Raw genomic sequence first — 22049 nt, forward strand, 5'->3', positions numbered from 1 at the left:
ACCGCTCGATCGCATCATCGGAAATGGAGACATACTTAAGGGCCCGTTCTAGGCGACTGCTGGCATCGGTAAAGAGTGATTTCGACATGATTTTTTTCCCCCTATCTATCCCCATTAGAACACGGGAAAAACAGTATATTTCGCTACAGTTTATTTTTCTTAATTAACCATGCCCAGGAATTGCCGACAATTGTTCTCAACCAAGGTTACTTGAGAGATTTTCCAGTACATCATCTACCCCACACCCTACACCCCACTTCCCTATCACCCCACTCCCCCATCCCCAACCTGCAACTAAAAAAGGGAAAGAGCGATGCTCCTCCCTTTTTTGATAATTTATTCAAGACGATTGTAGATGCACAGCAATCGAGGCTGAAATTACATCAAGCCTAATTGAGCAAGGATGCCTTTGTGGGTTAAGTATTCCGTAGCTACGCCAATAACGAAACCGAGCATGGCTAAACGACCATTCCAGTTTTCAGCGAAAGCGGTGAAGCCGAGTTTGTTTTCTTGCTTATCCATGGTGAATTGCCTTCCTATAAGAAAATTGCGTTTAAGTCAAGTGCTTGATATTTAATGTAACATAACTTTCCAGACTATGCAACATTTCTTTACATAAATTTTATTGATGTTGGCCATAAACTTTTATGGGGGTAGGGTCAAGGTTTGGCAATGGCGGCCGAAAAACAAGCCTGCTCCTAGTTCTAGGGCTAAATAACGGTTTTCCCATACCTGACCGAAAAAGATTACAATCAAGCGAAAGGTCAAGAATCGATCGCCATCGAGCGAGGAGTGAATATGCGCGCCTTACTGATTTATCCCGTTTTTCCGCCGACTTTCTGGTCTTATAACAAAATTCTGGAATTAGTCGATCGCAAAGTCTTACTTCCTCCCCTGGGTATGGTGACGGTGGCGGCGATTTTACCGCAGGAATGGGAATTTAAACTGGTTGATCGCAATATTCGGGCGGTGACAGAAGCAGAATGGGACTGGGCCGAAATAGTGATTCTTTCCGGCATGATTGTGCAACGTCAAGATTTAATCGAGCAAATTCACGAAGCCAAACAACGGGGTAAACTGGTGGCCGTGGGTGGTCCCTATCCCACTTCTATCCCCCACGAAGTGGCCGAGGCCGATTTTCTGATCCTCGATGAGGGAGAAATCACCATTCCGATGTTTGTGGAGGCATTGGCAAGAGGAGAAACCAAAGGTGTTTTCCGCACCACAGAAAAACCCGATGTGACAATTACCCCAGTTCCACGCTACGATCTGCTCGATTTTGAAGCTTATGATTCCATGTCAGTGCAGTTTTCGCGAGGATGTCCCTTCCAGTGCGAATTTTGCGATATTATCGTTCTCTATGGTCGTAAACCCCGCACCAAAACCCCCGCACAATTATTAAAAGAATTAGATTATCTCTACGAATTAGGTTGGCGCCGGGGCGTGTTCATGGTGGATGATAATTTTATCGGTAACAAACGCAACGTTAAATTACTCCTCAAAGAATTAAAAGTTTGGCAAGAAGAACACCAGTATCCTTTCCGGTTTAACACGGAAGCATCGGTGGATTTAGCCGCCGATCCCGAATTAATGGAAATGATGGTCGATTGTTATTTTGATGCGGTCTTTTTAGGTATTGAAACCCCCGACGAAGAAAGTTTACAATTAACCAAAAAATTCCAAAATACCCGTAGTTCCTTAACCGAGACGGTAGAAAAGATTATTAAAGCTGGATTGCGCCCTATGGCGGGATTTATCATCGGTTTTGATGGCGAGAAAAAAGGAGCGGCCGATCGCATTATTAATTTTGTCGAAGAAGCGGCCATTCCCACGGCTCTATTTGGAATGTTACAAGCTTTACCGAATACCGCCCTATGGACTCGCTTGGAAAAAGAAGGACGACTACGATTAACGGGGAAACAGGACATTAACCAAAGTACCCTGATGAATTTCGTTCCCACCCGGCCGATCGAAGATATTGCCACAGAATATATTGAAGCCTTCTGGAAATTGTACGATCCGGAGGTATTTCTCGATCGCACCTATCGCTGTTTCCTGAAATTAGGCGCACCTAAAGCTAAACCTGCCTTTAAACTGCCTCGTCGGGCCGATCTCTATGCCCTAGCGGTAATTATCTGGCGACAGGGCTTTAAACGTTCCACTCGCTGGAAATTCTGGCAGAATTTATTCGGTATTTTGCGCCATAATCCCGCCAATGCCGAACACTATATCACTGTCTGCGCCCACAACGAGCATTTCCTGGAATACCGTCAGATTGTCCGGGATGAAATTACGGCACAATTAGCCGAATTCCAACGCCAAGAGGCATTAATGGCGGAAAAAACCGCCATAGCGGCCTAATTAGGGTATGCTGAAAAAGTTTTTCCTGGGGGCAGGGTGTGGGGTGTGGGGTGTGGGCTTCGGCCGTGAGCTCAGCCGAACGGGTGTGGGGTTTTACCGGTTTTGAGGGGGCCAATTACCTAATTTTCAGGAAAAAAGTCCCGGAATTTTCCCCCTGATCACTCCCATGCCCAGTACTTTTTGATTGACAAAAAGTCTAAAAGTCTTACCCAACAAGGTTTTTAGATTTATTCAGCAGATCCTAATTATTCCGAGGATGGGTAAATAAACCCATCCTGAACATTTTCTGTCCTGATGGTGGACGATCGATAAATCAATACTATTCCTATTTTCCGGTTAAAAATTCCCTCAATCTCTGCCAAAGCAATTCAGTATAAATTCTTAATTTTCTAGATATAATTACATTTTTTACCTAAAATGTTAGCTGGAATACTGAATAAATCGAGAAAATCTGGATAAAGCCAGTATTTTTAGCTACTTAACCCTATCAATCAAGCTAAAATCAATGATTACTCGTCAAGAACTTAAGAAACTACAATCCCTAACTCAAATACCCGCCCTTTCCATTCTCTTACCTACCCATCGCACCTCACCGGATAACAAACAAGACCCTATTCTCGTTAAAAATTTGGTCGATGAAGCAAAGCGCCGATTATCGGCAGAATTCTCTAAACGTGAAATCGAACCTTTGTTCGAGCGCCTCGATAGTCTCGTGGCTGAAATAGATTATCCTTATACTCTAGATGGATTAGCTCTCTATATTGGTCCGGATATTGCCAAGCTTTATAACTTGCCTTTTTCTGTCCAGGCAAGAGTTGTCATCGATAAAACCTTTGCCACACGGGATTTAGTTTATGGATTACATCGAGAACAACCCTATTGGCTGTTACTATTAAGTCAGGGTTCTACTCGTTTAATCTCAGCTACAGGAGAAACTCTCGAAGAAATTCGCGATCAGAATTTTCCCTTAGAAATGACCGGACCGGGGGCCACCGCACCACTGCCCTTTGATGCCGATACCAGTTATCTAGATGATAGAATCCGGCGATTTTTCCAACAGGTAGATAATGCTCTGGGTGAATACATTGACATTGATGATTCTTCCCCTTTGATTGTGGGTGGAGTGGTTCGTCAAATTTCCTTCTTTCAAGAAGTTTCACAGTACACATCAGCAATTGTTGGCACTTTAACCGGCAATTTTGACAAAACTTCACTGTCAGAATTAATTCCACAAGTATTGCCGATTATGCATTCAGTGCGTCAGACTCAAAAAACTGAAGCCCTGCAAGCTTTGGATGCGGCAGTCAGCGCTCAAAAAGTTATCTCTACCCTGGGAGAAGTGTGGCGTTTAGCGCAGGAAGGTCGAGGAAAATTGTTATTAGTGGAGAAAAATTACCATGTACCCGCAGTTTTAAGCGAAAACGGTGATTTGATACTGGTGGAAAACGTCGGTGGTACAGAGGTAATCGATGACGCAGTGGATGAAATTATCGAAGTGGTATTGGCCAAGGGAGGACGTGTAGCTTTAGTCGAGGAGGATTCCTTGAACGATTACCAAAAAATTGCCTTGATTTTACGTTATTAGACCTAACACTCCGTTTCACAGGCCCCAATACTAACCCATTGACTAGAACCATCAGACCAGTATTCTTTTTTCCAGATGGGGGCATTATGCTTGAGAGTATCAATAGCATAACGACAGGCTGCGAAAGCTTCCCCCCGATGGGGACAACCCACCGCTACTAAGACGCTAATTTCCCCGATTTGTAGCTTACCGGTGCGATGGTGAATGACAACTCGATTGGTATCGGGCCAGGTTTGCCGAATTTGCCGAGCAATTTGCCGGAAAACTTGGATCGCCATGGGTTCGTAGGCCTGATAATCAAGATAAATAACCGGTTTACCGTCGGTTTGCTCCCGTACAGTACCACTCATTAGTACAATAGCACCATTCGCCCCATCATCGGCTAATTGATATACTTCCTGCAAAGATAAGGGAGCAAAACTGATGCGAAAACTATCTTGAGTCATGGATGAGGTGATGGGGGTTGGGGAGTGGAAATTATGAATTATCAATTATGAATTATGAATTATGAATTATGAATTATCAATTATGAATTATCAATTATCAATTATCAATTGGCGAGGGGGGGAGCAGGGAGAAGGGAGAATAAAAAAAATAAGGTTCTTCGTTACTTGGTATGGTTCGATAGGGGGGCATAAATCGACTAAATCCTTATCTGGCAAGAGATTTAATTGATTAGTTCGCTCTAGATCGAAAACAATTGACAAAAATCGCCAAATGTCTTTCTCTATAAGAGTTTCATTTCTTATAATCCTGTACGTTGCATAAGACAAACCGAAGAACCAAAAATAATCTCCTGCCCCCTGCCGCCTGAATACTGACTACTGACAGCTATATTAATCCGGGGTGCGGCGAATTTCGATACAGCACCATTCTTGACGTTTCCACAGGGCAGCCACTGTCCAGCCTTGGGGTTCTAAAATATCTGTAACTGCTTGTGCTTGGGTGACAAGAATGCCGCTTAAAATTCCCCAAGTGGTGGGTTTTGCCAGACGGGTGATTTCGGGCATTAAAGCGATAATTGTCTCGGCTAAAATATTACAAACGATGCCATCAACACCATCGGGAATTAATTCTAATAACTCCTCGACACTACCCTGATTAACAGCTAAATTTTCGGGGTTAATCCCGTTGAGATGGCGATTACTATACGTCGCATTCACCGCCAGCGGATCTGTATCGACAGCATAAACTTTTTTAGCCCCCAATAAAATCGCCCCGATCGCCAGTATGCCAGAACCACAACCGATATCGGCGATAATTTTAGGCTCTGGATGGCTACTTAAACGCATTTCTAGGGATTCTAGACATAATTGCGTGGTGGGGTGGGTTCCCGTGCCGAAAGCGGAACCGGGGTCAATTTTAATCACCAATCTCTGGTTATTTTCCGGGGGATTTAACCAAGCAGGACAGATCAAAAAGCGATCGCCGATCTCGCTAATTTGCCAATGTTGTTTCCAACTGCTGGCCCAGTCTTCCTCGTCCATTAACTGCCAATGGCTGACAGGTTCAGAAAAACCTAAAATCAAAGCATCCTGCTTTAACCAGAGGCTTAGTGCCTCTAAATCGGGCAATTGCACTTTAATTTCTGGTATATAGGCCCTAACCTCTAAAGAGGATTGTTTTTTAGCAGTGGCCGTTCCTGAACAGCCAAAATCCTCCAGTCTCCAGAAAACCGTTTCTTCGAGACTAGGTTCGCACAAAACCGTAATTTCCCACCAACTATTAGACATATATTAGTTATCAGTGATCAGGGATCAGTTATCAGATTTGAGTTTTCAGTCAACAGTATTAAGTGGCAAGTTCGGAGCTTTCTTTTCACTGATAACTGATAACTGATAACTGATAACTGATAACTGATTTAATCTAGAGTTTCACTGTGTAAGCATCGCGGATACCGGGGACTTTAATAATTTCCGAGAGAAGACCTTCCGGTAGAGGATCATCGAGACTCAGGGCCATAACTGCATCACCGCGAATAATTTTGCGTCCTACCTGCATACTGGCGATATTAACGTTAAAACTGCCTAAAAGTGCGCCAATTTTGCCGATAATACCGGGCATATCTTGGTGAAGGGTGAATAGCATATGATTACTCGGTGGCACGTTAATGGGGAACTCATCGAGGTCAGTAATGCGGATTTCTCCGTTACTTAACAGCGCTCCGGTGACGGAATGGGTCCCCATAGAACCATTAGCTTCCAAATGAATCGATCCCGAATAGTCGCGGGTGGAAGCATCCCGGGTTTCGATTACCCGGATACCCCGTTCCTTAGCTTCGATCGCCGCATTAACATAGTTTACCCGTTCCCGGAGGGCTTGGGAAAGTAAACCCTTAATGGCCGCTATCACCAGAGGTTGACTGTCTTTAGTGGCCAATTCTCCCTGTAAACGGACATTTAACGAGTCACAGCGACCTCCTGCTAACTGGCTGACGAGATTACCCATAGTTTCCGCTAATTGCAGGTAAGGGCGCAGTTTTTCCATAACATCGGGAGTTAGTCCCGGGATATTAACGGCCGAACGCGCTGGCAAACCGAGGAGGACATCGCGAATTTGTTCGGCCACATCAATAGCCACATTCACCTGTGCTTCCGTAGTCGATGCGCCTAGGTGGGGAGTGAGGATGACGTTAGATAATTCTCTTAATCTAGATTCGCCTAAAGGTTCCTGTTCAAATACATCCAAGGCTGCCCCGGCGATTCTACCGGATTCGAGGGCTTCAATTAAAGCCAACTCGTCGATAATGCCGCCTCTGGAACAGTTAATGATGCGGACCGTGGGTTTCATCTTAGCGATGGTTTCCCGACCGATGAGATGCTGGGTTTCGGGAGTTTTCGGGACGTGGAGGGTGATAAAATCGGACTCAGCAAAGAGTAATTCTAGATCCACCAAGGTGCAACCGAGTTGATCGGCGCGTTCTTTGGAAATAAAGGGATCGTAGGCGAGAATTTTCATGCCGAGGGATCTGGCAACGGCGGCGACGTGGGAGCCAATTTTACCTAAACCGACGACTCCTAGGTTCTTTTTATAAACTTCTGTGCCGATAAAGCGATTTCTTTCCCATTTATTCGCTTTTACCGACTGATTGGCATCGGGAATGTGACGGGAAAGGGATAACATCATGGCCAAGGCGTGTTCGGCAGCGGCGATCGTGTTACCTTCGGGAGAGTTAACGACAATAATACCCTGACGAGTGGCCGCAGGAACATCGATATTATCGACTCCTACCCCCGCGCGGCCGATAATTTGCAGTTTGCTGCCCGCTTCGACGATTTCTTTGGTGACGCGGGTACTGGAACGGAGCATCAGTGCGTCGTATTCGGGGATAATTTGAATGATTTCCTCGGCGGATAGTCCTGTTTTCACGTCCACTTGGGCAACCTGTGACAGAATTTCTACTCCTACCGGATCGATCGAATCGGATACCAGAACTTTGGCCATAATCTTTATAACGTGCTTTTTTCAGTCTACGGGCAAATGCTAGACCAATATTGGTATCTAGCGGCAATAGCCCATTTTAGAAGCAAAGGGTGCAGTCTATGGCAAAATTAGCGAAAAGATTTTAGGTTGTCATTCTTAATTGTCGTCCATGGTGTTGATGTCAGCCTCTTGCCGTTGTCACTGAGATAAGTAGTCGTGCAAAATAAATTTCCTAGTGAAGATAGGCAAGAGGCAATAGGCAAGAGGCAAAAGCTTTATCGAAATGTGTAATTAATTTTGCTTAGGTACTTATGGCTAATTTAATCACGGTGGCGATCGAGTTTTCCGCTTCTTTTTCTCAAGCCTTTTCTAGGGCTGCCATTGCTTCTGTTTGAAAATTTCTAAGTAGCTGGTTATAATTAAATTAAAAATGGATTTTAGGTTCGATCCCCCCTGCCCCCCTTGATAAGGGGGGTGCCGATAGGCGGGGGGATCCCCCTTGATAAGGGGGGTGCCAATCCCCCCTTGATCCCCCCTTGATAAGGGGGGTTTCTGATAATTTTTAACGCCTACCTAATTATGATGTTCACATAGTAGATAAAAAGCCAAAAACCTCCGTTATACTTAACGGAGGCTGGTTAATTAATTAACAATTTTCGGCTACAATTTCGCCCCACATTCAGGACAGAATTTATTATTCCAACTGTTAACTGCGCCACAACTGGGACAATCGAGCATTTCACAACCCCCGGTGACAATTTTCGGTAAACCAATCATACGGGAATTACTTTGACCGGGGGCGACCATGGGATAACAATTTTCATCCTTAGTCACGATCGCATTGACTAAAACTGGACCATCATGGGCCAACATTTCGGCAATTTTTGCGGCTAATTCCTCTCGATGGCGAATAGTAATCCCTTTAATGCCGTAAGCTTGGGCTAACAGTTCCACATCTGGCATTCCCACTTCCATATTGGAATTAGAATAACGTTCCCCATAGAAAGCTTCTTGCCATTGACGTACCATACCCTGCCAACCATTATTAATAATAATCGTCTTGGCATGGATATTAAATTGGGTTAGGGTGGCCAATTCCTGTAGATTCATTTGGAAACTGGAATCACCACTAATACAGATGACCTCCTCATCGGGAATAGCCACCTTTACCCCCATAGCAGCCGGTAAACCGAAACCCATCGTCCCCAATCCCGCGCTAGAAACCCAACGTCGGGGACCATTTTTGAGAAATTGGGCCGCCCACATCTGATGCTGGCCCACATCGGTGGTGTAGTAGGCGTGGGGTGCTTGACGGCCCACCTCAACGATTACTTCTTGGGGGGAAAGTCGGCCTTCCGGTCGAGGTACTTGCAGGGGATAATCTTGGCGCCAGCGCTCGATCTGGGCTAACCAGGCTTGGGTGCGATCGGAATTAGTGGGATAATCAAATTCTCTGGCTTTTTGGAGTATTTGTTCTAAAACTACCCGCACATCCCCGACAATCGGCACATCAGGGGAGCGATTTTTGCCCACTTCCGCCGGGTCGATGTCCACATGGATTACCTTAGCTTTTGAGGCGAATTCGTCCAATTTCCCCGTTACTCGGTCATCAAAACGAGCGCCGACGGCAATTAATAAATCACACCCGGTCACGGCAAAATTAGCGTAGGCAGTGCCGTGCATTCCTAACATTCCCACCGAGAGGGGATGATGTTCATCAAAAGCACCGATCCCCATTAACGTGGTGGTGACGGGTAACTGAAAACGCTCGGCAAACTCGGCGATTTGGGCGTGGGCATTCGCTGCGATCGCACCTCCACCAACGTAAAGTAAAGGTTTTTCGGCGGTTTCCAAGAGGTGTAAAGCGGCCTCGATTTGACGGCGATTGCCCTTAACCGTGGGACGATAGCCGGTTAGTTTCACATCTCCCGGTTCGACGGGGATATAATCGCATAGTTCTAAACCGACATCTTTGGGAATATCGACTAAAACCGGTCCCGGTCGTCCTGTACTGGCGATATGGAAGGCCTCAGCGACGATTCTCGCTACTTCCCGGGCATTTCTAGCCACATAGGAATGTTTAACAATCGGGAGAGTAATACCATAAATATCGGTTTCTTGGAAAGCATCGGAACCGATGGCCGCCCGACTCACCTGACCGGTGATAATTACCATCGGGATGGAGTCCATATGTGCGTTAGCGATGCCTGTCACCAAATTGGTCGCCCCGGGGCCGGAAGTACCGAAACAGACCCCCACTTTGCCGGTGGCCCTAGCGTAGGCATCGGCGGCATGGGCGGCCGCTTGTTCGTGGCGCACTAAAATATGTTGTAATTCTCCCCGCTCTTCAAAGCGGTAGAGTTCGTCATAGATGGGCAGGATCGCACCACCCGGATAACCGAAGATGTGCTTAACACCATGACGTTTGAGACTGTCCATCAAGGCATAAGCCCCAGAACAACGCTGGGGAACCGTTGTTAAAGAGTCATTGGGCTTGGGAAGTGATGAAACCACAGGGCAAACCGTCCAATTTCTAATGAGAGGGATAATTGCAATTCTGTTGCCTAGGATGCAACTTGGAAAATAGCAAAATTGATAACCTTATACTTTTAGTGTATTCCATCTCACCTTTTTGGCCGCAGTTTTTTTTCTTTTTGCATCTTACCCATGCAATATCTGGGGAAGTGGGGTGTGGGGTGTGGGCTTCGGCCGTGAGCTCAGCGTTCGACTGAGCGTTCGACAAAAGCTCACGCCGAAGTCTCACGCCGAAGTCTCACGCCGAAGTCCGAACGGTTTCTGCTTCTTTCCCGAAGGATTTTTCGCACCTGCCTTAACAGATTTACTCTGTTCTGGTCTTATGGTCGCTCTACAGACTGACACCGCAAGCCCTGCGGCCAAAATGTTTTTACTGGCGTTAATATCTCGGTCATGGTGAGTCCCACAGTCTGGACAATCCCACTCTCGAATATTTAACGGCATTTTCTCAGCAATATACCCGCAATTACTGCACCGCCTAGAGCTAGGAAACCATCTATCTATTTCGATGTAATTTCTGCCGTACCAACGGCATTTGTAGGCTAATTGTCGAGTGATTTCTCCCCAACTAACGTCAGATATTGCCTGAGATAATTTCGGGTTTTTTACCATATCCTTGACGGCTAAATTCTCAACCACAATCGTTTGGTTTTCACGAACTAATTGAGTGGTTAGCTTATGTAAATGGTCTTTTCTGCTATCGGTGATTCGAGCCTGAATCTTAGCTACTTTGATTCTTGCTTTTTCCCGATTTTTTGACCCTTTCTGTGTTCGAGAATCAACAATTACCGTCGCCTCATAAACAAGTTGTAGACAACGCCAATCAGCACCAAAACCAAAAGCAGGTGGATTAAGCCGCCGCCAATGTTAATGGAGAATCCTAACACCCAGAGGATGAAAAGTATAACAACGGCAGTCCAAACGAGATCGAACATATTTCCCTCCTTGATTTAGAGAAAAGTAATGAAAATTCAGTCATCGATCCTTAATTGAGTATATCTTGAACCTGATCTTTCACATCTTCTACTGCATTGCGAACTTGGCTTTCGACTTGTTTAGCTTTTCCAGCAACTTGATCTTGGCGGTTGCCAGTAGCTTTACCTATCGCTTCTTGAGCTTTGCCTTCAATGTTCTTTGTGACTGCTTTTGCCCGCCCTTTTAACTTCATCTGGTCTTTTATATCTTCTGCTGCGTTACGAGCCTGACTTTCGACTTGCTTGGCTTTTCCCATCATCTGATCTTTGGGATCGCCTGTCATGTTGCCAATCGCTTCTTGAGCTTTGCCTTCAATATTTTTCGTAACTGCCTTGGCTCGATTCATGCTTGCGATTTGAGTCTGCGATTGGGTGGGTAAAGTTGCAGCCCAACTATTTGTAGTTCCAAAATCAAAAGCTATAGTAATTGCCAGCATTATAGTTAAAATAATGGTGACAAAAAAGCGACGAATCTGTTGAAGTGACATCATTTTAACTCCAAAAAAGAATTTGATGAATCGATGATACATGGATGATGAACAACTACTGTCTAGACCCTTTCGAGAAAGATTTTTCTAGTCTTTGACGGCGTAAGTTTACCGAGGGAGAGATATTCGACTTCTTTGAGAAGCTAGATATCTGGTAATATTGGGTTTATTTACGCCGCCTTGTCCTAGTATTTCACCTGTCTCGAAAGAAGCCATTTTTTGAGGAAGAGTTCCGATGAAATCTGGGTTTCAATCATTTGTCTGAATGGCGGTTGCTGTGACAAACGACCTACTAATCAATAATTTTTTTGACTTCATCTTTCACATCTTCGATAGTGTGACGAACTTTTGCCTCTGCCTGTTTTTCCTTGCCCTCTGCCTGAGCTTTGGGATCGCCAGTCAGATCTCCTACTGCTTCTTGAACTTTACCTTCGATATTTTTGGCGGTTGCCTCGGTTCTATCTTTTAAGCTCATGATGCTCTCCTTATTGAATTTGTTGGATTTGAGAACTGCTTACCTAAGTTGAGCTAACAATTCTGCTTCTGGTGTTACTGTAACAGGTGGTTGTTTGATTTACTGTATGAATTGATTGAGTCTGTATGAATTGCTTGAATACGACACAAAATGTAACGATACCGTTTCTGCAAGCATAGAAATTACGCATTGACAAAAAGGCTTAAATGTGGGTGGTCTAATTTTGTTAGTCTTAGATACAATTTCTCTCTCGACTCTTGACAAAACCCTCTCCGATTTGATTTCCTGACACAAGGGCATCTCTTATAACAGAACAACTGATGAGAAACATTACGAAGCCAACAACTGCTCAATGTAATCTGGCTATTTACACCCTATTTTTGCTCTGGGAACCTAAATATATAAGCTGTGTTCGTTTGGCTCAAATTCTGGGCAATTTATCTCATGACAGTGTCAATCGTTTCTTGTGGCGAGAGAACTATACACCCAAGGATTTGTTTGATGAAGTGGCTCCTCAAATCGAACTTGAAGGAGGAACAATCAGTACAGACGACATGGTAATTGACAAGCCTTATAGTCACCCAGCTAAAGCTGAGTTAATCGATTACTTTTACTGGTGGTAAACACAAAAAAGTAGTCAAAGGTATTAACGCAGTTACCTGATATTATACCGATTGTAAAGGAAGGTCAGTTCCCGTTAATTATCGAATCGTTAATAAACAGGAGGGTCAGACAAAACATGAATATTTCTTAGAAATGTTGGACGAAGTAAAAGCTTGGGGATTGAAACCAGAGACAGTCACAGGAGATAGTTGGTATGCTGCCAAAGAAACCATGAATACCCTTAAAGACAAGGGCTTTCGGGGTTTGTTTGCTCCTCATGTGAATCGGTTAGTCTCGGTTGAACTAGGAACTAAATAGGGTTGGCGGCAAAAAGTTTGTTGGTGGGGTTAGGAGTCGGTCGCCGGTCGTCAGTAGCCGGTCGTTTCAGGCTTTGTTGCCCTCTTTTTTTTGTACCAGTTTATGTACTGAAAGAAGGATAATGCAAGATTTTTGAAGGTCTTAATCCTATTTTCGCAGCATGAACATCGGATTTTAACAGGTCAAAAGCCTTATTTTAAAAGGGTTTTACCATTATTCAGCAAACCCCAGTTAGAATTTCTCCGATTTAAAGCGCAAATTGTTAATTGGTATTCCTGACAAAGGGAGTTATTTACTGAGGTCATCCGCTCTTTTATTGTCAATAATTTAGCATCCAACTTCCTTGACCTCAATAACTTGGAAGCCATAGTCTGAAGTTCAAAGGCATACTACGGAAATTCTGTCAATGCGTAAGTTCTAAAGCAATGATTAGACAAGGGGCTTAAGCCCCTTGTCTTCAAGGTTAGTTACAGTTGCTATCTTCTGTTTACTTCTTTTTAGCTGGAGCTGCTGGCGCAACTTGGGAGCATCTCATTTATGCAAGCCCTAATTATGCTTGTCGCTAAAACTTGCTTCTGATAAGGCTTTCAAAATAGCTTGACATAAAACTTAATTTAGGAGTTACAAAGGTGAGATGCTCCCCGCAACTTTTGCGGCGTTGTCAGATTAGAATATGAAAGATGCAATGCAATCCTTGCTACCCTTCGACTTGGCTCAGGGCAAGTCAAAGTAATTTCAGTTCCAAGCTGATTCGGAGCATCTTTCAATTTGACAACGCCACTTTTGCTTTAACTTTGACGCTATTGACACCCTTGATTTGTTTTGCCAAGGGGTCAATTTTGTCGAGTTGCTCTTGAGTTTCTACGGTTCCAGAGACGACTACCGCTCCATCTTTAGCAGAAACTGTAAGTTGCCCTTTCGGGATGTTGGCTTCTAGCTTAGAGCGAACTTCACTGGAAAGGTCACTGTTGGCGCGATCCGCATCTCCTCCAGTTAGATTGTTGCGTTGCTCACGAGCGCGAATATCAGAATTGAGTTGATTTCGGCGCACTTGACTAGACGCATCGCTTTGGTTCTTTTGGACTGTTTTAGTATCAGGAACTTGCCCCGTTTCCTCTGTGGAAGAAGGGGCGTTGGTGCTAGTTTTAGCGTTGTTCTCACAAGCCACAGTTCCAATCAGTAGAAGGCTGCTGAGGATTAAAGTTGTGATCTTTTTCATGATGCAAATCCTTTAATAATTTCCGATTTTACAAACGAGAAGCAGGAGGATCGACATAGCCTTCAATTGCTAGGGCATTGTAAATTTCCCACTCGCGAATCCCTCGGCGCTTTAGAATTGTTTCAGCCTGAAGGATGTCAGCATCTGTACCGTCCACGATCAACAGGTAGTCTCCACGAACCACATAATCGTGATAGACTCGTGCCCGATCTTCTGGAATTCCTAGACCAATTAGACCACCTACCAAACCTCCGGTAGCCGTCCCGATTGCACCGCCAGCTAACGTGGTAGCGATCGCAGTTGCAGCCGCCCCTGCCAACATGACGGGGCCCACTCCAGGAATTGCCAATATGCCCAACCCAACCAGCAAGCCTGTCAGTCCTCCAATGGCTCCGCCTGCCGCTGCCCCAGTCTTTGCTCCTTCGTCAATATGAGTTGTTTTTGTTTCGGTAAGCTCTTGAACTCGTGTCTCACCAATCCGGTTGCTCTGCTCCAGTCGTTCGGGCTCTTTGGCAATGATTGATACCTCATTCATGGCAAATCCGTCATCTCGTAATCCATTCAGTGCCTTCTCTGCCTCTTGATGGCTAGAGAAGATTCCCACGGCTCGTTTACGGTTAGTTAAAGTCATTTTTCCCTCCAACGCTATGCGGTAAAAGCTTTGTAAATCCTATAGTATGGCGAACTATAGCGATTGAATTTCCTGATTCGAGTTGATAATTCTGCTCTTGGCATTACTGTAACAGGCGGTTGTTTGATTTGATGCGTGAATTGATTGAGGCTGTATGAATTGCTTGAATACGAGACAAAATGTAACGGACGATACACGAGTTAAACTCCATCGACTTTACCCGTCAGACGCTCATCAAACTTCTGCTCATAATCGGGGTCTTGAGTTCCGAGGAGTTTGTCCCAGAACGTGAAATATAGACCGTAATGTACGGTGTACTTGCGATGATGAATGGAATGATGGGCAGGACCAATAAACCACCGACCCAACCAATGATGGGGAAATGAGGAGGGCAAGCGATCGATCCCAAGATGATTTAACACTGCCCAGATCGTCATCGTGGTGAGTGCCGCAATTAACGTGATGAAATGCAGGGGAAGGACAAAGACAATGCCGACCAGGAAGAGAGACTGAACGATCGCCTCTAGTGGGTCAAAGGCAAACGAAGTCCACGGGGTAGGATAGCGCGAGCGATGATGTCCCTGGTGTAACCACCGAAAGAGTGACGGGTGGTGAAACAAGCGATGGGTGAAATAGAAATAGGCATCCTGGAGAACCAACACAGCACCATAACTAACCCCTAAATAACACAGCCCATACTGTTGAGGGTGGCTGTATAAGCGGGTAATACCCCAACTGTATCCTGTCATGATGAAAGCCGCCGCCAGCGCAAACACCCCCGCCGAAAGAACCGAGAGCGTGATATCTTGTTGAATCGATCGCCAAGAGGGAGACCAATGCCGCAGGTTGTGATTGACAAAGGACTGACTCAAGGGCGAATAGAAGAACAAATAGGTTCCCCCAGCCACGAGAAAGTATCGCGCCAGGATGATCCCAAAGAAAGCGAACCCGTAAAATCCAAATGAGTGGTCTATCAATTTAATCTCCTTGCCATTCCCGATCTTCCAAGTCCTTTTGAGGTAACAGCAACGTGGCTTCAATTTCTTGCCGGATTGCGGCTGTTATTTCGCAGTTACTATTCAAACAATCGATCAGGAGTTGATTGGCCTCATAGTAGCGTTGGAGCAGCTGCTGTTGCTCAGTCGTAAACTGCCAGGGATGATGAATATTGCGATAATTGGCGATCGCACCCCGCAACTGTTCCACCCAGGCAGAATAGTTTTTCTGCCACCAGTGCTGAAGCCGTTCCAGGTTTTGACTCGGAGGTGGCAGTTGGTCTCTCAATTGTTGCAAAGACTTATAAAATCCAGCATCCAGAACCATCACCAGAATGTTGTTGAGTGCCTCGCTACAAGCATTGACATAGGCAAAATCCTGACTGTGGTCGATGGCAAACTCTACCAGCAAGTTCTCCAACGCCGCATCTAAAAACATCCCCTGATCGAGCGTGCTGGCTAAGGCAAAGCGATCTGCCGTATGCGGGCTTTGGGCAAGGGCAAGGTAAAATGCGCGTGCGGTCGCCACTTTGGTTTGGTCTGGGAGCTGCTGGGATTTTTGGCTGGCCCAACTCAAAAACTCTTGCAGATAGGAGTCTTGCGCGACTAAGGCATCAATTTGTTGCTTCATCAACTGCACCAGCGCATCTGCACTTCGCAACATGGCAGCCGTTAACAAGAAGACTTCGCGCCAGTGGGAATCGGTGATGTGACTCACCAACCCTCCCAGTGCTTGTTCTAATGCCTGCAAATTATGGCTGGCAACTATTTTTCGAGCCGTGAAGTATTCTTGAAATGCCAGATAAGAAAATGAAAAAATGCCTCGCGCCCTTTCTGTGAGGATTCCATGCTGTGCCTCGATCGCTTTCAGCATGGCTTCGCTTTCGAGTTGGAGTTCCTCTGCTTCGAGGGTTGCACCTGGCAAATTCCGCAAATAGTCGCCAATGTATTGCTCAATCGTGCGTTGCTCAAAAAAATACTGCCCCTGTTCAAAAGTCACTGCTGCAAGCTGGCTCAACAGCCTCAATTTTTGGGGCAATAAAAACCCCCGGTAAACCTGATCGCGTTCGACTCCTCTCGCTTCATCCCATTTACCCAGCAGCAAATCCAGCCCTTGTTTATAAAACTCAGCCCGCTTGCTCGGAAATTTCCCTTGACCCTGAAACACCCAGCAGGCGAGATGCAGAAACAGAGGTGTCACCACCAGTTGCCGAAATTGCCAGTTTTCCGGCAAGTCCAACTTCTGCATAAACTCAGCCGACTGCTCCTGCCCCGCTTGAGCAGTCGTTTTGCTCAGTGCCACAAACCACTTTTGCGCGAAGGTGCTGATTTGTGCCTGGGTAAAGGGGGCAATTTCTACATCAGTGAAACCTCTAATCTGGAGTTTTTGGGCAGCGGTGCGACAGGTTACTACAAATCGATTGCGATGATACTTTTCTGAGAATTGACGAATTTCTCTCAGAACTGCTGTAATGTCCTGGGTGAGCACTTCATCCATGCCATCGAGCAACAGCAGGACTCTGCCCGCTTGCAGTAAGGTTTCCAGCACAGACGGGTTGGAAATTCCCGAGGTGAGCAATGCCTGACGGATGTAGTTGAACAGGCTAAATTCACCCCTGGGACTGGACTCCTCGGCAAATTCTCTCAATAAGATAAAAATCGGCACTTGATTCGCGGCAAACTCGCCTTGGTTGCACTGAATCGCCAGATGTTGCAAAAAGGTAGTTTTGCCAACCCCCGGCCTGCCCAAAACTCTGAGCTTTGAGTAAGTTTCAACAGCCTGCATTCCGGGTATTTGCTTCTGCTCAACCTCTCCCAAACCGACGCGATCGAATTCAGCAGGACCCAAGTTTTGCCAATCGGCAATCTCCACCCACTGTTGACTGGCAATTTCCGCCAAAATATTGACATCCACATAGATGTCATCAATGTTGACTGGATGGCTGATGTCTAGTAACTGCAAGATGCCGCACTGGTTTTGGATGGTGTCCAGGCGTTGCGCTCGCACCTCTTGCACCAGAGCATCAATATTAGTTTTCGCCAGTTCTCCTGGTTCAGGAAATTCTGCGGGCGGAGCGAGGGCAATCTCCCGCCAATCCAAATCCAGAATCGAACAAATTTCCAGGAAAACCTGGCGATCAACGGGTTTTCCTGTGAAAAACCGCCAAATCGGCTGGCGGGTCTTTAAGTTCACTTCCCCTGCTAGATTTTCCTGAGTCCACCCCTTGAGCGCAAAGGCTCGTTTAGCCTGTTTAATTCCCGAAGGGGAGGCCTGGAGCGATCTCTTGACCATACAATCCAATCCTCCCTATCGAGTCAGAATGAGTTCTGGTTGGGACGACCAGAAACTTCTAAGGGATCGTAGCCTAGTTGTTGAGTAATCCGTTCTCTGGCTAAGGCCCGGTACTCCCAAAAATGTTCTCCCGCCGCGCACAGACCTAAATAGAGATTGAGAACTTGGGGCTTTTTTTGCCAAATCGTCCATAATTGCCGCCAAAACTGTCCCCGAATGTCCCCTCGGCGGATACCCTGATGCCAGATTAACTGGGTAATTAGCCGTAACCCCTTACCCACGGGAAATTGCATGGTTTGCTTGTGTTTTGACTGCAAACCCAGACCGAGACATTGTTGGAAACAGCGTCGGAGATAGTGGCTGGGTTCGTACAGCGTCCAGAAGCCTTCGACATACTCTTTGGCAATTTCGGCAATCGGGCGAGTGGGGATAAAATTCATCAAGCTATTCTGATCTCCCGTCGGATGGATGCTGTCACCCTCAACTAAACGCTGTTCTTGCTGGAGACGATGCCAAAGAGCCGTATTCGGCAAAGATTGGAGAATTCCTAACATGGGCTGAGGAATACTGGTTTCTTCCACAAAGGCTTGAATCCTTTCCCCCGCACCAGAGCGCTCTCCATCAAACCCCAAGATAAATCCAGCATAGATTAGCAAACCGGCTGCATTAATCTTGCGACAGGCTTCCACCAGTGGATTGCGAGTATTTTGCAGTTTGCGCGTCACTTGCAGACTATCTTGGTCAGGAGTTTCAATCCCCAGAAATACAGAATAAAACCCCGCCTCAGCCATCAGGCTTAACAATTCATCATCCTCTGCCAAATTGACCGAGGCTTCAGTAATAAAGGTGAAGGGATAGTCGTGCTGCTTCATCCAGGGAATCAAGTCTCTGAGAAAGCGTTTGACGTTGCGCTGATTGCCAATAAAGTTGTCATCGACGATGAACAGCGAACCGCGCCAGCCTAGGTCGTAGAGAGTCTGCAACTCGGCTAAAGTCTGACTCGGCTCTTTAGTACGAGGTTTGCGCCCGTAGAGGGAAATAATGTCACAAAATTCGCAGTTAAAAGGACAGCCGCGAGAGAATTGCACTGCCATCATTAAGTAATCGTCTCGCTGAAGCAGGTCGAAGCGGGGGATGGGGCTGAGGGTCACGTCTGGCTTGTCCCCAGAGCGGAAAATTCCCTGGCTTTGCCCTTGAGCGATCGCCTCCAAAAACAGGGGAACGGTTAACTCTCCCTCATCCAAAATGAGATAGTTCGCTCCAGAATCCAGGGCATCCTGGGGGACAGAGGTGGGGTAGGGACCGCCAACGGCGACTTTTTTGCCTAACTGCACGGCTTTTTGAATCAGAGCTTGAAAATCTGGCTTCTGGACTAACATGGCAGAGAGGATAACCAACTCACACCACTCCCAATCGGCTTCTGTTTCAGGATTGACGTTGCGATCATAAAATCGAATCTCCCAGTTTTGGGGGAGGAGGGCGGCGACAGTAATGATGCCGAGGGGTGGAATGGTGGCTTTCAGTCCCGCGATTTCCATAAAGCGATCGTAAGACCAGAAAGACTGGGGAAACTTAGGGTAGAGTAACAGGGCTTTCATCGAAAAACTGGGTCTGAAACCCCGCCCTTTAGCGATAGCGGAGGGCGGCTTTACATAAGTTAGTGAGAAACAATTAAACCGTTAGAACGACGAATTAACTGAATCTTACTAACAGTTATCTGTCCCAATTGTTGACCATTGGCATCGCTTACAGATAGCTGTTTTTCGGTATCTCCACTAACATAACCAATTCCTTTGGGAGAAGAAATTAAATCTCCTTTACGGAACCCATGTCTTGTGGTAGAGCCACATTTACGTCGTTTACCACCTTACAACTATGTCTGCTTCTTCATTGGAGGGGAATATACCGATGATCGAGTGAATATTTGTCATGAATTTCCTGTTTTTAGTACATAATTAGATTATATCCAACATTCCGCAGGTCAGATTCCACTTCATAAATATCCCTCTTTGGGAGTATCTCATTTATGCAAGTGAGTAATTATACTTGTCCCTAAAACTGGTTTCTAGCAAGGCTTTCAAAATAGCTTGACATAAAAACCTGATTTAGGGGTTACAAAGGTGAGATGCTCCCTCCCTCTTAGCAATGCCATCGTTAGCATGACTTTCTGGTGATTGTTTTCCTTTATTTTTGGACTTTTCTAGTCGCAAATATTTTCTGAGATTAGAGGTTTGCCAACCAAAGCGAGTATGGACTGTTGCAAACTGAGATAGTTGCTCAATAGCCCATTTCTGTCCGACCATAACTGGCGAGAAACCTTTTCCAGACTTAGCTCCTTTTCTACTGGAAGTTAGATCAATATCGGTTTTGACATACTCAAAGTAAATGTCAGTAATTGGATAGATTTTGGTTAGTTCAGAAACGACTCGACTTCGCTCGACGTTGACGATTAGCTCTGATTGAGGGAGCTAATTTTCCTTGTCTTCTATTTGAAAATCGTTTTTGTCGATGCGCTCTTAGATTAAAGGGAAGTTGGCGGTTAATCCGTCTTTTTCTACGTCCTCTTCGCATTAAGCAGCGATTGTCTAGGCACTCTCTTACTCGCTTAAAAGGAAGTTCTAAGTGAGCCTTCCAAAGAGTAAAAAGAGAGGATTGAACGCCAATTCCAGAGAATAATTTACCCGGGTCAATACCAATGGCAATCGGTTGGGTTTTGTTATCGGAAGGTTCATCGGTTAGCTGGACATAGAAAATATCTAGGGTCTGCTGAAAAAGTTTTTCGTGGGGGCAGGGTGTGGGGTGTGGGGTGTGGGGTGTAGGGTTTTACCGATTTTGAGGTAGTCAGTTACCTAATTTTCAGGGAAAAAGTCCAGGAATTTTACCCCCGATCACTCCAATGGTAGGCACTTTTTGAGGGGAAAAAAGTCTAAAAGCCTTATCCAACAAGGTTTTTAGATTTATTCAGCCAGCCCTATCTAAGTCGTTGAATTTACCGATAGCTTTTCCTTCCTTAATCCACCGTCTAGCCCGACTGGGTTTGGTGGGCATCAACGGTTTTCCGTCTTTTGAGATAACAGGAACTCTTGCCATGGAGATAATCCTTAAGAGTGAAGTTAAAGTCCCTTACCGCAACACAATCAAGATGTCTTGTCTAACAACGCTTTACCAATAAAGCTTAGAGGTAATCCGAACTAGGGAAGTATTCGGAAGTCTGTGCCAGATTGTGTCTCGATGCGGTAGTCTCTACTTGCGTCGCCTAAATTGGTCTAGGCAAGCCCCGTCCCTTTTAGGGCGGGGTTAGTGACGAATCAAATTATCTCAAACCCAGTCAACGCTTCGACATTTTGTCGGAAAGCGATTAAGGCATGATTAGCTTGATACTCGACGAGACCAGAGAAGATCGCCTCCGAGACTTCCTGCGAGACAACGGTTTTGATCTCAATATTGGTGTTATAACCGACCATATCTCCCTGGCGGTTGCCGTGGCGACCTGCGCCCTGGGCTTGCGAGAGGGTATAGCCAGTTACGCCTAACTCTTGCAGCAGCTTGATCATGCGGTCTTGCAAGACGGTTTCACCAATGATGACAACCAGTACAGCCGGTTTAATGGGTAGGGATGAGGATGACATGGGCAACTCCTAAAATGGGTTTTTCAAAGACAATGTTATTGACATGCTCACCACGCCACTTTTTTAGGATGGTCGCGTCAATGGGGTTGACGCAGATAGCGAAAAACGCTTAATTGCTTAAGTCTGACACTTTCGACCCGTCCGTTTTGAGTGTCCGAATGCCGGACGGCCACTTTGAACAAGTCGAAAAAATCTCATGTTCAACCTTATTTCCTAGAAAGTTTTACTCGTTCAAGGCCGAATTTGAATTCTTTTCTGAACGAAACCCCCTACTATCTGTGGTCAGGGTTCAGTTTTTAGCTTGGTTATCGCTTTTTCCATTGTAGCTTAAAGCCGTCCTCAAAGGACGGGGTTTTCAACCCAAATTTTCGATAATAGAATAGTTACTAATTCTGTACGCAAATATTGCATCTAGAATTAGCTTTGTACGCTTTGACCCGTACTGGGTTAACTACGAACCTCTCTATCGGATTCCCGCTAAAGGCGGCCTCTCCGACTACCTTTCTTCCAATATTTAAGG

At 45.7% G+C, this 22049-nt stretch carries 19 protein-coding genes and 3 pseudogenes; 4 read left to right on the forward strand and 18 right to left on the reverse strand.

Annotation, left to right across the window (positions count from 1 at the left end; all coding sequences use genetic code 11):
- Nucleotides 1–378 precede the first annotated feature (378 nt).
- Nucleotides 379–540, reverse strand: a complete 162-nt coding sequence (locus IM462_RS14420; protein ID WP_487353236.1) for a CAB/ELIP/HLIP family chlorophyll-binding protein — start codon at nucleotides 538–540, stop codon at nucleotides 379–381.
- A gap of 258 nt (nucleotides 541–798) precedes the next feature.
- Between IM462_RS14420 and IM462_RS14425 the strand changes: the two genes are divergently transcribed.
- Together IM462_RS14425 and IM462_RS14430 are read left to right on the forward strand one after the other, a co-directional pair.
- On the forward strand, nucleotides 799–2361 hold the full coding sequence (locus tag IM462_RS14425; RefSeq protein ID WP_287704203.1) for a B12-binding domain-containing radical SAM protein: 1563 nt from the start codon (nucleotides 799–801) through the stop codon (nucleotides 2359–2361).
- A gap of 505 nt (nucleotides 2362–2866) precedes the next feature.
- Nucleotides 2867–3946 (forward strand): AOC03_06830 family ribosome hibernation factor, encoded by a 1080-nt coding sequence (locus IM462_RS14430; RefSeq protein WP_287704205.1) that lies wholly within the window; start codon nucleotides 2867–2869, stop codon nucleotides 3944–3946.
- A gap of 2 nt (nucleotides 3947–3948) precedes the next feature.
- On the opposite strand, the gene IM462_RS14435 is transcribed toward IM462_RS14430, so the two are convergent.
- The 8 genes and pseudogenes from IM462_RS14435 to IM462_RS14470 all read right to left on the reverse strand — a co-directional run bounded on the left by IM462_RS14435 (nucleotide 3949) and on the right by IM462_RS14470 (nucleotide 11841).
- Nucleotides 3949–4392: a molybdenum cofactor biosynthesis protein MoaE gene (locus tag IM462_RS14435; RefSeq protein WP_287704207.1), complete on the reverse strand. Its 444-nt coding sequence runs from the start codon at nucleotides 4390–4392 to the stop codon at nucleotides 3949–3951.
- Between the two features lie 390 nt (nucleotides 4393–4782).
- Entirely contained in the window at nucleotides 4783–5679 is an 897-nt protein-coding gene (gene prmA / locus IM462_RS14440) for a 50S ribosomal protein L11 methyltransferase (protein WP_287704209.1), read from the reverse strand.
- 133 nt (nucleotides 5680–5812) lie between these two features.
- Nucleotides 5813–7390 carry a phosphoglycerate dehydrogenase gene (gene serA / locus IM462_RS14445; RefSeq protein WP_287704211.1) on the reverse strand — a complete coding sequence of 526 codons (1578 nt, stop codon included), beginning with the start codon at nucleotides 7388–7390 and terminating at the stop codon, nucleotides 5813–5815.
- 639 nt (nucleotides 7391–8029) lie between these two features.
- Nucleotides 8030–9883: a biosynthetic-type acetolactate synthase large subunit gene (ilvB, locus tag IM462_RS14450; RefSeq protein ID WP_287704213.1), complete on the reverse strand. Its 1854-nt coding sequence runs from the start codon at nucleotides 9881–9883 to the stop codon at nucleotides 8030–8032.
- 246 nt (nucleotides 9884–10129) lie between these two features.
- Nucleotides 10130–10681 (reverse strand): annotated as a pseudogene (locus tag IM462_RS14455) (RNA-guided endonuclease TnpB family protein); the annotation flags it as partial.
- 8 nt (nucleotides 10682–10689) lie between these two features.
- Complete coding sequence (locus IM462_RS14460; RefSeq protein WP_149978494.1) at nucleotides 10690–10839, reverse strand: lmo0937 family membrane protein; 150 nt, start codon at nucleotides 10837–10839, stop codon at nucleotides 10690–10692.
- Between the two features lie 50 nt (nucleotides 10840–10889).
- On the reverse strand, nucleotides 10890–11366 hold the full coding sequence (locus tag IM462_RS14465; protein WP_043999468.1) for a CsbD family protein: 477 nt from the start codon (nucleotides 11364–11366) through the stop codon (nucleotides 10890–10892).
- 292 nt (nucleotides 11367–11658) lie between these two features.
- Nucleotides 11659–11841 carry a CsbD family protein gene (locus IM462_RS14470; RefSeq protein WP_002752242.1) on the reverse strand — a complete coding sequence of 61 codons (183 nt, stop codon included), beginning with the start codon at nucleotides 11839–11841 and terminating at the stop codon, nucleotides 11659–11661.
- Nucleotides 11842–12161: 320 nt separating this feature from the next.
- Here IM462_RS14470 and IM462_RS14475 point away from each other — a divergent pair, with 320 nt between their 5' ends.
- Complete coding sequence (locus IM462_RS14475) at nucleotides 12162–12464, forward strand: hypothetical protein (RefSeq protein WP_002752243.1); 303 nt, start codon at nucleotides 12162–12164, stop codon at nucleotides 12462–12464.
- Between the two features lie 133 nt (nucleotides 12465–12597).
- On the forward strand, nucleotides 12598–12762 hold the full coding sequence (locus IM462_RS14480) for a hypothetical protein (protein WP_002752244.1): 165 nt from the start codon (nucleotides 12598–12600) through the stop codon (nucleotides 12760–12762).
- Nucleotides 12763–13525: 763 nt separating this feature from the next.
- On the opposite strand, the gene IM462_RS14485 is transcribed toward IM462_RS14480, so the two are convergent.
- The 9 genes and pseudogenes from IM462_RS14485 to IM462_RS14525 form a co-directional block, all read right to left on the reverse strand.
- Nucleotides 13526–13981 (reverse strand): BON domain-containing protein, encoded by a 456-nt coding sequence (locus IM462_RS14485; protein WP_079208650.1) that lies wholly within the window; start codon nucleotides 13979–13981, stop codon nucleotides 13526–13528.
- 28 nt (nucleotides 13982–14009) lie between these two features.
- Complete coding sequence (locus IM462_RS14490) at nucleotides 14010–14612, reverse strand: hypothetical protein (protein ID WP_002803205.1); 603 nt, start codon at nucleotides 14610–14612, stop codon at nucleotides 14010–14012.
- A 200-nt stretch (nucleotides 14613–14812) separates the two neighbouring features.
- Nucleotides 14813–15589: a sterol desaturase family protein gene (locus tag IM462_RS14495; RefSeq protein ID WP_016515453.1), complete on the reverse strand. Its 777-nt coding sequence runs from the start codon at nucleotides 15587–15589 to the stop codon at nucleotides 14813–14815.
- 1 nt (nucleotide 15590) lies between these two features.
- Nucleotides 15591–17900: an NACHT domain-containing protein gene (locus IM462_RS14500; RefSeq protein ID WP_287704217.1), complete on the reverse strand. Its 2310-nt coding sequence runs from the start codon at nucleotides 17898–17900 to the stop codon at nucleotides 15591–15593.
- A gap of 23 nt (nucleotides 17901–17923) precedes the next feature.
- Nucleotides 17924–19498, reverse strand: a complete 1575-nt coding sequence (locus IM462_RS14505; RefSeq protein WP_287704219.1) for a B12-binding domain-containing radical SAM protein — start codon at nucleotides 19496–19498, stop codon at nucleotides 17924–17926.
- Between the two features lie 59 nt (nucleotides 19499–19557).
- Nucleotides 19558–19767: pseudogene (locus IM462_RS14510) on the reverse strand (hypothetical protein); the annotation flags it as partial.
- Nucleotides 19768–20041: 274 nt separating this feature from the next.
- Nucleotides 20042–20660: pseudogene (locus IM462_RS14515) on the reverse strand (RRXRR domain-containing protein); the annotation flags it as partial.
- A gap of 201 nt (nucleotides 20661–20861) precedes the next feature.
- Entirely contained in the window at nucleotides 20862–20990 is a 129-nt protein-coding gene (locus tag IM462_RS14520) for an RRXRR domain-containing protein (protein ID WP_080949749.1), read from the reverse strand.
- Nucleotides 20991–21208: 218 nt separating this feature from the next.
- Nucleotides 21209–21529: a P-II family nitrogen regulator gene (locus IM462_RS14525; protein ID WP_002752253.1), complete on the reverse strand. Its 321-nt coding sequence runs from the start codon at nucleotides 21527–21529 to the stop codon at nucleotides 21209–21211.
- Between the last annotated feature and the right edge of the window lie 520 nt (nucleotides 21530–22049).

Origin of the sequence: Microcystis sp. M144S2 (assembly GCF_020246065.1) — a bacterium.
In the GTDB taxonomy this organism is placed as follows: domain Bacteria; phylum Cyanobacteriota; class Cyanobacteriia; order Cyanobacteriales; family Microcystaceae; genus Microcystis; species Microcystis ichthyoblabe_A.